Raw genomic sequence first — 15,240 nt, 5'->3', positions numbered from 1 at the left:
GGGGACGGCCGGGCCGGCCGGGCCGGCCGGGGCAGGAGTCGGACCGGGAGTCGGAGCATGGGCCGGCGCGGGAGCGGCAGCGGAGGCAGGAGCAGAGGTCAGAGCAGGGTCGCGGCCACGCCCGCGATCACCGCGCGCAGGCCCGCCTCGAAGCCGCGGTCGCGGTTCTGGAAGACCTCGTGGCCGCTCCGGGCGGCGAGCGGGTGGTCGGCGAGCCGGTCGGCACGGGCGTCGAGGTCGTAGCCGCCGGTGCCGGTGGCCGGGTCGGGGCCCATCGACTGCTCCTCGATCACGAAGCCGATGGTGTAGCTGTACGCCGTGAACCAGGCGCGGGCGGCGGCGTCCGGGGCGAAGCCCGCCTCGGTGAGCACCCGCAGACTGGCCTCCATCGGCTCGGCGTACGACAGGTCGGTGAAGCGGGTGCCGGCGTAGACCTTGGCGCCGTCGCGGTGGCGCAGCAGGTGGGCGCGCAGGCCGCTCATCCGCCGGAAGAAGGTCTCGCGCCAGTCCTCGTCGGGCTTCTCGGGTTCCGCCGTGAGCTCGGCGCTCATCCGGCGCATCATCTCCGTCGCCATCTCGTCGAGCAGCGCCTGCTTGTCCTTGAAGTGCCAGTACAGCGCGGGCGCCTTGACGTCCAGCTCCTTGGCGATGGCGCGCAGGGTCAGGCCTTCCAGGCCGACCTCGTCGAGGAGCCTCAGGGCGGCGTCCGCGACGCGGCGGCGGTCGAGGGGGGCTCGTCGTTCCGTGCTCACGGGGTCAACCTATCGCGGACCGCTTGACAACTTAACAGCGTTAAGGGGACGCTCATGGGCAACGGCACTTAACAGCGTTAAGGAGTGGTCATGACAGCGCCGCACACGGACGTACTGATCGTCGGAGCCGGTCCCGCCGGCCTCGCCCTGGGCGTCGACCTCGCCCGGCGCGGGGTCGACGCGCTCGTGGTGGAGCGGGGCGGCGGCCTGTTCCCGGGGTCGCGCGGCAAGGGCCTCCAGCCCCGCACCCTGGAGGTCTTCCACGACCTCGGCGTGCTCGACGCGATCCTCGCGGTCGGCGGGACGTACCCGGTCGGCATGGTCTGGCAGGACGGCGAGCGGATCGGCGAGCACCACATGGCCGACCCGGCCGAGGCCACGGAGGACTCGCCCTACGGCGAAGGTCTGATGGTCCCGCAGTGGCGGACCCAGGAGATCCTGCGCGCCCGGCTGGCCGAGCTGGGCGGGACGGTACTGCACGGCCGGGAGGTCGTCGGCCTCACCCAGGACGCGGCCGGGGTGACCGCGCACCTCGCCGGGCACGGCGACCTGCGCGCCCGCTACCTCGTCGCCGCCGACGGCGGGCGCTCGACCGTGCGGCGGGCCCTCGGCATCGGCATGGCCGGCGAGGCCGTCGAGCCGGCCGCGATGCTGGTGGCGGACGTGCGGATCAGCGGCCTGGACCGCGACAACTGGCACATCTTCCCGCCGCGCGGGGCGGACACCGACCTCCTCGCGATCTGCCCGCTCGCCGGCACCGAGGACTTCCAGGTCATGGCCCGCTTCCCGGAGGGGACCACCGTCGACCTCTCCCTCGACGGCATCCGCGAGACGGTCGCCGCCCGTTCCCACCTCGCGCCGCGCGACGTGACCGAGGTGCGGTGGGCCTCCGACTTCCGGCCGCGTACGGCCCTGGCGGACCGGTTCCGGGACGGGCGGGTGTTCCTCGCCGGGGACGCCGCGCACCTGCACTCGCCGGCGGGCGGGCAGGGCCTGAACACCAGCGTCCAGGACGCCTACAACCTGGGCTGGAAGCTGGGCGCGGTGCTGCGGGACGGGGCGGATCCGGGCCTGCTGGACAGCTACGAGGCGGAGCGGCGCCCGATCGCCGCCGAGATGCTGGACCTGTCGACGCGGGTGCACCGCGGCCAGGAGCGGCGCGGTGCGGCGACCCGTCAGCTGGGCCTCGGCTACCGGGAGTCGGCGCTCAGCCGGGAGACCCGCGAGGCCCCGGCCGGGGTGCGCGCCGGGGACCGGGCACCCGACGCGGTCATGGCCGGCGTACGCCTCTTCGACGCCTTCCGCGGACCGCACTGGACGCTGCTCGCGGTGGGCGTCGAGGCGGAGCTGCCGCCGCTCGCGGCCCCGGTCGTACGGCTCCCGGAGAGCCCGGCGCACGGCGCCTACGCGCCCGGCGTGTTCCTGATCCGGCCCGACGGCTACGTCGGCTGGGCGGGCGACACGGCGGCGGGCCTGGCGCGGTACGCGACGAGCCTGGGCGTGCCCGTGCGGGCGGACCGGGAGGTGGCTGTCTAGGCGCCGGCCAGGGACAGCTTCACGGCGAAGCCGAGGAACAGCGCGCCCGCGGCCGAGGTGGCGCCCGCGGCCAGCCGGCGCCTGCGGCGGAACGCGTCGGCGAGCCGGGTGCCGCTGAAGATCAGCAGCGAGAGGTAGAGGAAGCTGGCCGTCTGGAGCAGGGCGCCGAGGACCACGAAGGAGAGCGCCGGGTAGGCGTAGTCGGGGTCGACGAACTGCACGAAGAAGGAGATCAGGAAGAGGATCGCCTTCGGGTTGAGCAGCGAGACCACCAGGGCCCGGCGGAACGGCCGTTCCGCTGCGGACGGGACGGCGGACGCGGCGTCGGCGGACACCTCGGCCGGCTGCTCCCGCGAGACCTCGCCGCGCGCCGTCCACATGCTCCGGGCCGAGCGGAGCATGCCGTACGCCATCCACGCCAGGTACACGGCACCGGCGTACTTCACCACCAGGAACAGCAGCGGCGTCGTGGTGAGCACCGAAGCCGCGCCGAGCGCCGCCAGCGTCATCAGGACGGTGTCGCCGGTGAAGACCCCGGCCGCCGCCGCGTAACCGGTGCGTACGCCCTTGCGGGCGGCGACGGAGAGGACGTAGAGCGAGTTGGGCCCGGGCAGCAGGACGATCAGGACGAGGCCTGCCAGATAGGTGGGGAGGTCGATGACGCCGAACATGGAGAGGAGTGTCGCATGCGAGTACGACACCCCTCCCGGGTGTCTCGTACGTCAGAACGCGTCCGACGGGACGTACGTCCCCCAGACGTCCCGCAGCGCGTTGCACACCTCGCCGACCGTCGCCCGCGCCCGCAGCGCGTCCTTCATCGGGTACAGGACGTTGTCCTCGCCCTCGGCGGCCTTCTTCAGGGCGGCCAGTGCGGTGTCCACCGCCGTCTGGTCGCGCTCGGCGCGCAGCCTGGCCAGCCGCTCCGCCTGCTGGGCCTCGATGGCGGGGTCGACGCGCAGCGGCTCGTACGGCTCCTCCTCGTCCAGCTGGAAGCGGTTGACGCCGACGACGACCCGCTCGCCGGAGTCGGTCTCCTGGGCGATCCGGTAGGCGCTGCGCTCGATCTCGCCCTTCTGGAAGCCGTGCTCGATGGCGGAGACGGCGCCGCCCAGCTCCTCGACCTTCCGCATCAGCTCGACCGCCGCCGCCTCGACGTCGTCGGTCATCTTCTCGATGACGTACGAACCGGCGAACGGGTCGACCGTCGCCGTCACGTCGGTCTCGTAGGCGAGGACCTGCTGGGTGCGCAGGGCGAGGCGGGCCGACTTGTCGGTCGGCAGCGCGATGGCCTCGTCGAAGGAGTTGGTGTGCAGGGACTGGGTGCCGCCGAGCACCGCCGCGAGGCCCTGGACGGCGACCCGGACCAGGTTGACCTCGGGCTGCTGGGCGGTGAGCTGGACGCCGGCCGTCTGGGTGTGGAAGCGCAGCATCAGCGACTTGGGGTTCTTGGCGCCGAACTCCTCCTTCATCACCCGGGCCCAGATCCGGCGGGCGGCGCGGAACTTGGCGACCTCCTCCAGGATCGTCGTACGGGCGACGAAGAAGAAGGACAGCCGGGGCGCGAAGTCGTCGACGTCCATGCCGGCCGCGACGGCCGTGCGGACGTACTCGATGCCGTCGGCGAGGGTGAAGGCGATCTCCTGCGCGGGAGAGGCGCCCGCCTCCGCCATGTGGTAGCCGGAGATCGAGATGGTGTTCCACTTCGGGATCTCGGCCTTGCAGTACTTGAAGATGTCGGCGATCAGACGCAGGGACGGCTTGGGCGGGAAGATGTACGTCCCGCGCGCGATGTACTCCTTCAGCACGTCGTTCTGGATCGTGCCGGTCAGCTTGTCGGCGCTGACGCCCTGCTCCTCGGCGACGAGTTGGTAGAGCAGGAGCAGCAGGGCGGCCGGGGCGTTGATCGTCATCGACGTGGAGACCTTGTCCAGCGGGATGCCGCCGAACAGCACCCGCATGTCGTCGACCGAGTCGATGGCGACGCCGACCTTGCCGACCTCGCCGTGCGCGATGGGCGCGTCGGAGTCGTGGCCCATCTGGGTGGGCAGGTCGAAGGCGACCGAGAGGCCCATGGTGCCGTTGGCGATCAGCTGCTTGTAGCGGGCGTTGGACTCCACCGCCGTGCCGAAGCCGGCGTACTGGCGCATGGTCCAGGGGCGGCCGGTGTACATCGACGGGTAGACGCCGCGCGTGAAGGGATAGCCGCCCGGCTCGCCCAGCCTCTCGGCGGGGTCCCAGTCCTCCAGGGCATCTGGTCCGTACACCGGTTCGATGGGCAGTCCGGACTCCGACTCGCGCGCCATGGTGTTGCCTCCTGCCGAGCGTTCACTTCGCTCGTGATCGCCAGTTACTCGCCAGTACGTATCGACCCTCGCGACGGACTGTAGCGGCGGCCGTGCGCCCGGTGGAGGGCCCCACGCTGGGACCTTCCTCACAACGATGCCGCGCCGTTCGCAACCCGTCACGCGCGGGGAACATCTCAAGGGACACCGGTGCCGATCGGCGGCGCGAACGCGGGACGACGGGGGCTGTCATGCGGACGACGGGTTGGGGACGGGCGGCCGGCGCGCTGGTGGCGCTGGCGGCGGCCGGCGGCTGCACCGCCCAGGCCGTGGACGCGGACGGAACGACGCGCGGCCCCGTCCGCATCGACATCACCAGCACCGCGCCCGCGACGCCCACGACCACCGCCACCCCGGACGACAAGCCGAGCGCGGCCGCCCCCGAGCCCGCCGCACCGGTCCTGTGGTCGCGCGGCGACACCGGCCGCGACATCCGCGAACTCCAGGCCCGGCTGCGCCAGGTCGCCTGGCTGTACGACGGCCCGACGGGCACCTACGACGACCTGACCGAACGGGCCGTCGAGGGCTTCCAGGGCAAGCGCGGGCTGCCGAGGACCGGCGAGACCGACACCGTCACCTGGCAGCGGCTGCTGCGGATGACCCGGGAGCCGGGACAGTGGGAGCTGTATCTGATGGGCGGGCAGCCCGCCGACGCGCCCGACCCGCGCTGTCTGACCGGCCGGGTGCTCTGCGTCAGCAAGTCGAGCCGGACCCTGCGCTGGATGATCGACGGACGGACGGTGACGACCCTGCCGGTCCGCTTCGGCTCGGAGTACACCCCGACCCGCGAGGGCGAGTTCGACGTCTACTGGAAGTCCCGCGACCACCACTCCACGCTGTACGACTCCCCGATGCCGTACGCCCTGTTCTTCAGCGGCGGGCAGGCGGTGCACTACTCGGCCGACTTCGCCGCGCACGGCTACGCGGGCGCCTCGCACGGCTGCGTCAACGTACGGGACGAGACGGCGATCGCCGAGCTGTTCGGGCAGGTGCGGACCGGCGACAAGGTCGTCGTCCACTGGTGAGGGGCGAGGCGCGAGGAGGGATGCGGGGCGCGGGCGGGACCGGGGGAACGTGTCCCGCCCGCGCCGTGTGCACGAGCCGTGGGTACGGGGGGAACCCCGGCTCGGTGCGACGGCCGATGACCAGTCGGCTCACTCTGTACTGCGCCACAGCGGCCGAAAACGTCACACCCTCGCGGAAAAAAATTGAGCCCGCGACAAAGTCGCAGGTCAGCGGGTTGTGTAGGGAGGGGTGAGGGAAGGGCTCGGGGACACCGGAGACCCGGCCGCCCGGTCCTGGCGCTCCGCGCCGTCCACCCGCTGCGCCCGCCCCGGCCCGCCGTCCGCGGCTCCCGGCCGGTCGTCCCCGGCTCCGGACCCGGGCCGCCGGTCCTCGGAGCGGCCGTGGCCGCCGTCACCGGGACGCGCTATGCCGTGACCGTCGTCGTCGTTGTCGCCCCGGCCGTTGCCCTTGCCGTCACCGCCGGAGCCGCTGTCGCCGTCCCCGCCGTGGCCCCTGCCGTCGTCGCCGCCGTTGTCCTCGTCGCCCTGGTTCTGCCCCTGTCCCTGGCCCGCCTCCACGCCGGAACCGCCGGTGCCGCCGCGCAGCACGGTCTCGCAGTACCGGCCGACCCGCGAGGAGCCGCCCGCCACGCCCTCCAGGGCGCGCCGGCGGTCGGCGTCCAGGCCGCGGCCGTCGCGCACGGCACGGCAGGACGAGGCGATCTCGGTCCACGAGCGGCCGGCGCCGCCCGCGGAGGGCGCGGCCTCGCGGTCCTCGCCGTCCCGGCCGGTTCCCGGCGTGCGCTCGAACGTCTCCCGTGAGGGCTGTCCGGCGTCGGGCGGCGCACTGGCGACCGCGCCGCCCCGGGTGCCCTCCGGCGAGGGCGTGACCTGCGGCCGATGCGGGGTCGCGGCGGCCGACACGGACGCGGCGGGTTCCGGCTCGGCCTTGTCGAACGGCGTCGGCAGCGCTCCGGTTCCGGCCGCGAAGGCGACGCCGCCGACCATGCCGGCGGCCAGCGCGGCGGCCAGCGCCAGCCGCAGCGGGCGGTGCCGGCCGGCCCTGCGGCCAGGCGTCGTACGGTCGTCCGCGCGCCCGCCGATCCGGAAGACACCGGCGTCGGCCGGGCGTTCGCGGGCGGGGTCGGCGAGGGCCGCGCGCTGCTCGTCCCGCTCCGCGCGCACCTTGCGGAAGGCGGCCAGCGCGGCCCCCTCGCCGGGGACTTCCTCGCTGGTCAGAGGTGGTGTGGCGGAGAGTGCGCCGAGCGCTTCGGCAAGCCTGTCGGCCTGCTCACGGGCGGCGGGGTCGACGGCGTCGGGTGACTCACCGCGCAGCAAACGCTCCGCCATCTCGCGGTCCAGCCACCTGTACTGCTCGTCGGCCATCACATGTCCTTCTGCGTCCGCGCGCGCGTATGCGTCACACTCGCGGACGTCACCGCGCGGCCGCGCGGTTCTCGCTGGGGAGGCAGGGCGTCGAGCACCCCGGCCGATTCCGGATCGGTGCCGGGGTCACCGAGGAGTTCGGCCAGCCGCTTCAGTCCGCGGTGCGCGGCGGTGCGCACCGCACCGGCCCGCTTGCCCAGCGTCTCGGCGGCGGTCTTGGCGTCCAGGCCGACCACCACACGCAGGACGACGGCCTCCGCCTGGTCCTGGGGCAGCCGGGCGATCAGCGACAGGGTGCGGTCGGTGGTCAGCGCCTCGAGGGCCTCGCCCGCGGTGTCGGACTCGGCCGCCTTGCCGGTCAGTTCCGTCTCGTCGCCGCCGATGGCGGGGCGGCGGCCGCGCATGCGTATGTGGTCGAGGGCGCGGTTGCGGGCTATCCGGGCGGCCCAGCCGCGGAAGCGGTCGGCGTCACCGGTGAAGCGCTCCAGGTCGCGGGCTATCTGGAGCCAGGCCTCGGACGCCACGTCCTCGGCGTCGGGCTCGCCGACCAGCGTCCGTACGTATCCGAGCAGGCGCGGATGCACCGTGCGGTACACAGTCCGGAACGCGGTCTCGTCCCCGTCCTGTGCCGCAAGCACCGCTGCCGTCAACTCGGCGTCGTCCCCCAGCACCGCACTCCCTCTGCGCCTCACCGGCGCCGCTGTCGCGCGGGCGTCTGCCACGTTCGCTTCGTCTTCCGTCTGTCCGCGGTCCGGCGCGAATGGCACGTTACGACCTGAAACCGCTCCCCGTCCATGTCCTCAGGAGGTCGGTAGAAGATGCAACTGACTCGTGACGCGACGGTGGTGCGCGGGCGCGGTGACGGGGGTGTGACACAAAACGCACCCATGGCGCTGTAGGAAGTACGGGTCGCCGCGCGGCCCGTACCGCGCGACGGCCGGGGCCTCTCCTGTGGGGGGTGGCGGCCCCGGCCGTCTCCGGCTTGTATCGCTCCGCAACGAGGCCTCTCGGCTCAGCGTGATCGCGGCCACAGCCGCTACGGGACGGGCACCTGCGCACCCGCCGGCATCTTCCCGGACTCCCTCCGGCGCCCGGTGCCCTTCGAGATCGAGGTCGACCTCGGCAGGCTCACTCCACCGCGGAGCGGCTGAGTCGCTCAGTTCCCGTTCTTCTTGTCCGTGCCCTTGTCGGGCCGGTTCTCCTCCGCCTGGGCGCCGGCGTCCGTCGGGCGGCCCGTGGCGGCCGGCTCGGGCCTGTCCGGAGCGGCGGTGTGCTGGGGGCCGGGCGATCTCCGCGAGGCGTCCTGGTGCTCGGCGCAGTACGCGGCGACCTCGTCCGCGCCGCCCGCCGCCGCGACCAGGCGCTGCCAGGCCGTCGAGTCCAGGGCCTTGCCGCGGCCCTCGACCCGCTCGTAGGCCCGGCAGTGGGCCTCGGTGTCGGCGGCGGAGAGCGGACGGTCCGGGCGCGCGGTGGCGGTGCCGGGCGTCGTACCGGAGGGGCCGGCGGTGAGCCGGTCCGTGGTGGCGGCGGACGGGGTGCCGCCGCGGCGCTCGCCCGCGGGGTCCTCGGGGGCGGAGCCGGCCGAGCCGATCGCCGCGAACGCGACGCCGCCCAGGGCGAGGCTCGCCGCGATCAGGGAGAGCGTCGCCTTCATCGAGCGGGCGAGGCCGCGCTGTCCGCGGGGCCGCCAGTCGTCCCGGCGGCGGGTGCGGGCCTGATGGGCGCCTGCGTCCCGGGCGGCCCGGAACGCGGCCACGGCCCGGCCCTCGGCCTCGGCGTCGACACCGTCCACGCGGATCGTGGCGGCGAGCAGCGCCTGCAGACCGGCCTCGTCGAGCGCGGGCCGGGCGTCCGCGGGAGCGGCGGGGGGCACATGCCGACGGCCGGGAATCCCGTCACCGCTTAGCCGTTCACCCATGTCCGCTTCCCGTCCTGTCCGGCCTTCGCGACCCGCCCGGCCGGGTCTGTCGCCCTCGCCGTCGTCGTCACTGTTCATTTCGGCGTTCGTTTCCGACCCTCGTGCCGGCGTTCCGCGCCGACGTTCATTTCGTCTCCCCCAGCGTCCCGGGGCCGTCATCCGTCACACCCCGTGCGCCCAGCTGCCGGGCCAGCCGCTTCAGCCCCCGGTACGCGGCGGTGCGCACGGCGCCGGGACGCTTGCCGAGGACGCGGGCCGCGGCGGGGCCGTCGAGACCGACGACGACCCGCAGCAGCACGGCCTCGGCCTGGTCCGGCGGCAGCGCGCGCACCAGTTCCAGGGCCTCACCGGTGGAGATGGACTCCAGGGCCTGGTCGTGGGTGGTGTGCGGGCCGGGCAGTTCGAGTACGTCCTGCTCGAGCGCCGACGACCGCGGCCGCACCCGCTGTCTGCGCAGATGGTCGAGGGCCCGGTGCCGGGCGATGGTCGCGCTCCAGCCGCGGAACCCGGCGCCGTCCCCCTTGAACCGCCCGAGGTCGCGGGCGATCTCCAGCCAGGCGTCGGACGCCACGTCCTCGGCGTCGTCGCCGACCAGTCCGCGCAGATAGCCGAGCAGCGCCGGCTGCACCAGCCGGTAGGCGACCGCGAAGGCCGCCTCGTCGCCCTCCTGCGCCCGCGCGACGGCCGCGCCCAGTTCCCCGTCGTGCGCCTGCGCGCGGCGGGGTTCCCCTCCGTGGCCCAAGAACTGTCCTTGCCTTGCCGGTCTGTGGCGGATCCGCACCGGGGAACACGGCCGCCCTTGCCCACGTCCCCCACGGTCATCAGCGCCGGGCCTCACAGAAGTGTCACAGCGAGTCGGCCGCCGCTCCCGCCGGGCCCGGTTTCACGCCACCGCCCTGCGGGCCCGCCCGTGCAGGGTCAGGTAGAAGGTCTGCAAGGACTCCTCGGGGCCGCCGGAGTCGAAGCGGTTGTGGACCTTGCCGAGCGGGTTCCAGACCCGGCCGTCCGGCATCCGGACGCCGACCGGCTGGCCGAAGTAGGCGCACTGGTGGGCGTCGAAGTCCACCCAGGCGGCCCCCGCGCGCCGCACCAGCACCTCGCCGACGTACGCGCCGAGCCCGAACAGCGTCTCCCCCACCCGGTCCCGTTCGGCTCCGCCCTTGCGCAGTCCGTCGATGAGGAAGTCGACCACGCGCAGGCTGGCCACGGAGAAGTCCAGTGGCAGCCGGTTGCGGGCGGTGACGCGTGCCACGAAGGCCGTGGTGTACGCGCGCATCTCTCTGGCGCCCGGTCTTGCGCTGTCCGCCCCGTTCATGAGCCCCGTCCCTTCGCTCAAGTGGGAAAGTCCCCTCCGGCTCTCCCGGATGACCAAGCGGACGGCGCCCCGGAAGCATCACGGGTCACGGCTGTGTCCATTCGCACACAGCAACCTCATGGGACCCGTACAACCTTTTGGCATCTCGGTTGTCGTTCGTGACAGGGGCGCCGGACCGGTGACGTTTGGCGGCCCTCGCACGCTGAACAGGTGTCATCTGCATGACAGGTGATGCGAATGTGTCCATTTTCTAGGGGTGGGGAAGTTGAGTCCTCGCAAGGCCCATGCGTACAAACCGCTCAGTCTGAGAAGACGGGCGTGGTTGACGGTCGGAGCCGTCGTGCTGAGCGGCGCCGGCGTCGTCACGTACGCGATGGCCGATCCGGCCCAGCCGGTCGACGACAAGGCCCAGAGCCGTGAGCCGGCCATCCACACGGTGAAGCTCAAGGACCGCGGCTCCGGCCGCAAGGGCCTGAGCCGCCGGGACACCGAGCAGTTCAGCGCCGTCGTGCTGACCTGGAACGACCCCGAGGCGAAGGCCAAGGGCACGCCCGAGGTGCGCACCCGCGACGTGGAGACCGGCACCTGGTCCGCCTGGCAGAAGGTGATCACCGAGCCGCCGCAGGCCGACGGCGCCGAAGGTGAGCGCGCCGCCCTGCGCGGCGGCACCGAGTCGGTGTGGACCGGCGAGTCCGACGGTGTCGAGGTGCGGATCGTGAACGCCGACGGCACCGAGGCGACCGGCCAGCCGTCCGGCATGGACGTCAAGCTGCTGGACCCGGGCACCGACCCGGAGGGCGCCCCCGAGCCGGCCGCGTTCGCCGCGGAGACCACCACGCCGGCGGCGACGCCGACGGACCCGGTCACACCGACGGACACCGCCACGGCGACCGGTTCGCCGACGGCGGCGCCCACCACCACCGCGCCCACCACTCCGGCGCCCACGACGTCGTCCCCGACGGCCACCGCGTCGCCGACCCCCACGGTCCCGGCGCCCCGCCCGTCCACGGTCGTCAAGCCGCCGGTCATCACACAGGCCGAGTGGGGCGCGTCCACGGACTACGACGGCACGCCGAGCTACGGCACCGAGATCAAGGCCGCCGTCGTCCACCACACCGGTGTCGACTCCGACAACACGCTGTCGTGCGCCGAGTCCGCGGCCCGGCTGCGCTCCATCCAGCAGGCCCACTTCAGCCAGGGCTACTTCGACATCGGCTACAACTTCGTCGTCGACAAGTGCGGCCAGATCTTCGAGGGCCGCAGCGGTGGCATGGACCTGCCGGTGGTCGGCGCCCACGACGTCGGCTTCAACACCAACACCGTCGGCATCTCCTACATCGGCAACTTCGAGTCGGCCAAGCCGAGCCGCGCCGGCATGGACGCGATCGCCCGCGTCGTCGCCTGGAAGTTCGGCATGTACGGCGTCGACCCCACCACCAGCGTGACGCTGACCTCCGGAGCGGCGCTCAACCAGAGCGGCAACAAGGTGCCGCTGGGCGAGCAGATCACCCTGCCGCGGGTCTTCGGCCACAAGGACACCAACGCGACGGCCTGCCCGGGCGTGTCCCTGTACGGCAAGCTCTCCTTCATCCGCGCGCTGGCGAAGACCCCGGGCATCTCGCACGCCCTGGCCACCTCCGACTACAACCGGGACGGCGTCACCGACCTGGTCACCGGCGTGCCCACGGCGAACACCGTGAAGATCGTCCCGGGCGGCGTCAACGGCCCGGACACCGCCGCCAAGGTGACGCTCACCCAGAACAGCCCCGGCGTCCCCGGCTCCTCCGAGACCGGTGACGGCTTCGGCGCCGCCACCGCCTGGGGCGACGTCAACGGCGACGGCTACGCCGACCTCGCGATCGGCTCCCCCGGCGAGGACGACACCAGCGGCAACGCCGACCGCGGCCAGGTCTCCGTGATGTACGGGCCCGCGCTCACCACCGGCTTCTCGTACACCACCTCCGGTGTCACCGCGGCCGGCGCCAAGCTCGGTTCCACGGTCACCGTCGGCGACTTCGACGCCGACGGCAAGGCGGACGTCTTCACGGCCGGCACCGGCAAGGGTGGCCACTACAACGTCCGGCACACCGGCGGCACCACCAGGACCGGCGCCCTGACCACCGCCACCGGTGCGATCGCCTACCTGGACGCCGCGACCGGCGACTTCAACCGCGACGGCTACGCGGACGTGGCCCTCAACTACCGGGACACCGGCGGCATCGGCCGGGTCGTCCGCTTCGCGGGCTCGGCCTCCGGCCTCACCAAGGTGGGGGTCATCTCCGTCAAGGGCGGCCGGTCGATCGCGGCCGGCGACATCAACGGCAACGGCTACGACGACATCGTCATCGGCCAGCCGGTGGCCTCCGAGTCGGGTGCCATCTCCGGCGGCCAGATCACCATGGTCCCGGGCACCGCGTCCGGCTTCACCACCACCGGCATGACCGTCATCCATCAGGACTCCGCCTCCGTCCCCGGCGGCAACGAGTCCGGCGACGCCTTCGGCAGCTGGGTGTCGGTCGGCGACTTCAACGCCGACGGCCATCTGGACGCCCTCGCCGGCGCCCCCGGCGAGGACCTCGCCCGCAGCGGCGTCAACTACGCCAACGCCGGCACCGCCGTGCTGGTCCCCGGCGGCGCCTCCGGCCTGACCGGCACGGGTTCGATCGCCGTCTCGCAGGACACCGCCGGCATCCCCGGCGCCGCCGAGAAGGACGACCGCTTCTCCTCGTCCGTCACCCTGTCCGACCTGTCCGGCTACGGTCGCGCCGACCTCACCTTCGGCGCCGACGGCGAGGACGGCACGGACGGCATCCTGCTCCACCTGCCGAGCAACAGCACGGGCCTCGGCTACAGCCAGGCGGTCATCTACAGCAAGACCACCCTGGGCACGCCCACCGACGCCCGCCTGGGCCAGACGCTGACGCCGTAACACCGCGCGCCGGACGTCACGAGACGGCCGGGGTCCCCCGCACCACGGGGACCCCGGCCGTTCTGCTTTGCCCCCCATTGGGGTGCTTTGCCCTCAGGGTGCTCGCCGAAGCTGCCGACGAGAAGAGTCAGGCCCATGTCAGCAACGGCCCCTGTCAGCAACGGCCCACGGAGAGGTCACCCCTTGATGCGCTTCCTGCTGCGCACCGCCGTCGCCACCGCGCTCGCGCTCGGCACCATCGGTCTGGTCGGCCCCGCCGAACCGGCCCACGCCGCCCGCCAGGGCACCGTCCACACCATCGACGTCCCCGGCGCCGACCCCCTGCACCGGGCCGTCTCCGCGCGCACCACCCGGCCGTTCAGCATGATCGGCGTCACCTGGGACGACCCGCACACCCTCCTCGACGGCCGGGCCGAGGTCCGCACCCGCTCCGCCGCGACGGGCGAGTGGAGCGGCTGGCAGGCCCTCGACACCGACGTCCGCGTCCCCGAGAGCGGCCCCGAGCACGACCGGGACGGGGTGCGCGGCGGCACCCAGCCGCTGTGGACCGGCCTCTCCGACGGGGTGCAGGTGCGGGTGACGGGCAACGGGCTGCCCGAGGGCCTGCGGGTGGAACTGGTCGACCCCGACGGCGACAGCGACAGCGACAGCGACAGCGGCCTCGGTGCCGGCACCGGCACCGGCGCGGGCACCGGCACGGACCCGCTGGTCCTCACCGCCGCCGCGCCGTTCGCCGCTCCCCGGCCCACCGTCACCTCACGCTCCGGCTGGGGCGCCGACGAGTCACTGGTCAAGAACCCGCCGACCTACACCACCGACACCAAGGCGGTGTTCGTCCACCACACGGCCGGCACCAACAACTACACCTGCGCCGAGTCGGCGTCGATCGTGCGCGGCGTCTTCACGTACCACGTGCAGAGCAACGGCTGGAACGACATCGGCTACCACTTCCTCGTCGACAAGTGCGGCACCGTCTTCGAGGGCCGCGCGGGCGGCATCGACAAGCCGGTGCAGGGCGCCCACACCTACGGCTTCAACACCGACACCAGCGGCATCTCGGTGCTCGGCGACTACAACACGGCGACCACCAGCAGCGCGGCCCGCGCCTCGATCGCGAAGGTCGCCGCCTGGAAGCTCGGCCTCTACGGCCACGACCCGGCCGGCACGGTGGTGCTGACCGCCGGCGCGAGCAACGGCAAGTACACCGCCGGCCAGAAGGTCACCCTGCACCGGATCTCCGGCCACCGCGACGGCTACCCCACCGAGTGTCCCGGCCAGAACCTCTACGCCGACCTGCCCGCGATCCGCGCCCTCGCCGCCCCCACCGGCGACGGCCTCGCCGGCCTCGGCCTGGGAGACGTACTGGCGCCGTGAGGGCCGCGGTCCTCGGCGGACCTCAGGGCCGGGGCGCGCGGCTCGTCGCGTCCCGGCACAGCAGCCGCAGCGAGCCCTGGCCGGTGAAGCAGCGGCCGGCCTCGGCCACCGGGTCCCAGAGCCGGCCGTCCGGGGTGCGCACCCAGTGGTCGCCGCCACTGGCCCACCACTCGGCACCGGTCTGCCGGACGATCACCTCGCCGGCGTAGGCGCCGAAGCCGCGCAGCACGGCCTCCACGGCGGCCCGCGGCGGCTGTTCGCGGCGCAGTTCGTCGATGAACCGGTCGACGCGCCACAGGCTCTGCGCCGAGTAGTCCAGGCGCATCCGCGCCCCCTCCCGCATCGCCGCGACCGCGTCGGCCGCCCACCGGGCCGGCTTGGTCGCGGCGGTGGGCCTGGTCTCCTGCTGTGTCGTCGTCACACCGTGAAGAGCGCACGGCGGCGGCGATCCGTCACCCGGAATCCGGCGGCTGCCCGCAACCGCCCCGGAACCGCCCCACCCGTCCGTGGAACGGTCACAGGATCCGCGCGCCGAAGGGGGTTTGGCCCCGCGTTCGCGGGGCCCGGGCCCGTACCGTCGCGCGCCGCGGCGCTAGGGGGTGTCTCGTCGATCAGGCCGGATCAGCGAGCGGCGTCTGGTGCCGTGCATCGCAAGGCGGAGGAGGGCGGCACGGCGGAGCCATG

13 protein-coding genes are annotated in these 15,240 nt (G+C 73.6%); 4 read left to right on the top strand and 9 right to left on the bottom strand.

All coding sequences use genetic code 11. The features are described 5' to 3' along the window. Positions 1–98: 98 nt before the first annotated feature. A complete protein-coding gene (locus ABT232_RS32085) occupies positions 99–752 on the bottom strand; it encodes a TetR/AcrR family transcriptional regulator C-terminal domain-containing protein (protein ID WP_351846531.1) in 654 nt (217 codons plus the stop codon). A gap of 90 nt (positions 753–842) precedes the next feature. Between ABT232_RS32085 and ABT232_RS32080 the strand changes: the two genes are divergently transcribed. Then, positions 843–2,288 carry an FAD-dependent oxidoreductase gene (locus ABT232_RS32080; protein ID WP_351846529.1) on the top strand — a complete coding sequence of 482 codons (1,446 nt, stop codon included), beginning with the start codon at positions 843–845 and terminating at the stop codon, positions 2,286–2,288. Here the strand turns inward: ABT232_RS32080 and leuE are convergent. Both leuE and ABT232_RS32070 read right to left on the bottom strand, forming a co-directional pair. Beyond that, positions 2,285–2,959, bottom strand: a complete 675-nt coding sequence (gene leuE, locus ABT232_RS32075; protein WP_351846526.1) for a leucine efflux protein LeuE — start codon at positions 2,957–2,959, stop codon at positions 2,285–2,287. The genes ABT232_RS32080 and leuE overlap by 4 nt on opposite strands. Before the next feature lie 51 nt (positions 2,960–3,010). Further along, positions 3,011–4,591, bottom strand: coding sequence for an acyl-CoA mutase large subunit family protein (locus tag ABT232_RS32070; RefSeq protein ID WP_351846524.1), 1,581 nt, complete (start codon positions 4,589–4,591; stop codon positions 3,011–3,013). A gap of 230 nt (positions 4,592–4,821) precedes the next feature. On the opposite strand from ABT232_RS32070, the gene ABT232_RS32065 reads away from it, so the two are divergent. After that, entirely contained in the window at positions 4,822–5,655 is an 834-nt protein-coding gene (locus tag ABT232_RS32065; protein ID WP_351846521.1) for a L,D-transpeptidase family protein, read from the top strand. 207 nt (positions 5,656–5,862) lie between these two features. Here the strand turns inward: ABT232_RS32065 and ABT232_RS32060 are convergent, their stop codons facing one another. From ABT232_RS32060 to ABT232_RS32035, 5 genes are all read right to left on the bottom strand, one after another. Then, on the bottom strand, positions 5,863–7,020 hold the full coding sequence (locus ABT232_RS32060; RefSeq protein ID WP_351846518.1) for a hypothetical protein: 1,158 nt from the start codon (positions 7,018–7,020) through the stop codon (positions 5,863–5,865). Further along, positions 7,020–7,691, bottom strand: coding sequence for an RNA polymerase sigma factor (locus ABT232_RS32055; protein WP_351846516.1), 672 nt, complete (start codon positions 7,689–7,691; stop codon positions 7,020–7,022). Before ABT232_RS32055 ends, ABT232_RS32060 begins: the two co-directional genes overlap by 1 nt. 485 nt (positions 7,692–8,176) lie before the next feature. Continuing rightward, on the bottom strand, positions 8,177–8,938 hold the full coding sequence (locus tag ABT232_RS32045) for a hypothetical protein (protein ID WP_351846514.1): 762 nt from the start codon (positions 8,936–8,938) through the stop codon (positions 8,177–8,179). A 124-nt stretch (positions 8,939–9,062) separates the two neighbouring features. Continuing rightward, positions 9,063–9,680, bottom strand: a complete 618-nt coding sequence (locus ABT232_RS32040) for an RNA polymerase sigma factor (RefSeq protein WP_351846511.1) — start codon at positions 9,678–9,680, stop codon at positions 9,063–9,065. A 141-nt stretch (positions 9,681–9,821) separates the two neighbouring features. Further along, entirely contained in the window at positions 9,822–10,253 is a 432-nt protein-coding gene (locus tag ABT232_RS32035) for a hypothetical protein (RefSeq protein WP_351846509.1), read from the bottom strand. 373 nt (positions 10,254–10,626) lie between these two features. On the opposite strand from ABT232_RS32035, the gene ABT232_RS32030 reads away from it, so the two are divergent. Beyond that, entirely contained in the window at positions 10,627–13,182 is a 2,556-nt protein-coding gene (locus tag ABT232_RS32030) for an FG-GAP-like repeat-containing protein (protein WP_351846629.1), read from the top strand. Positions 13,183–13,368: 186 nt separating this feature from the next. Further along, positions 13,369–14,556, top strand: coding sequence for a peptidoglycan recognition protein family protein (locus ABT232_RS32025; RefSeq protein ID WP_351846627.1), 1,188 nt, complete (start codon positions 13,369–13,371; stop codon positions 14,554–14,556). 22 nt (positions 14,557–14,578) lie between these two features. Here ABT232_RS32025 and ABT232_RS32020 read toward each other — a convergent pair whose 3' ends face one another. Continuing rightward, positions 14,579–14,977 carry a hypothetical protein gene (locus ABT232_RS32020; protein WP_351846507.1) on the bottom strand — a complete coding sequence of 133 codons (399 nt, stop codon included), beginning with the start codon at positions 14,975–14,977 and terminating at the stop codon, positions 14,579–14,581. Between the last annotated feature and the right edge of the window lie 263 nt (positions 14,978–15,240).

The organism is Streptomyces sp. NPDC001532, from assembly GCF_040298625.1.
Classification (GTDB): domain Bacteria; phylum Actinomycetota; class Actinomycetes; order Streptomycetales; family Streptomycetaceae; genus Streptomyces.
Note: the sequence above shows the minus strand (reverse complement) of the source record. Positions and strands in the feature narration are given on the sequence as shown.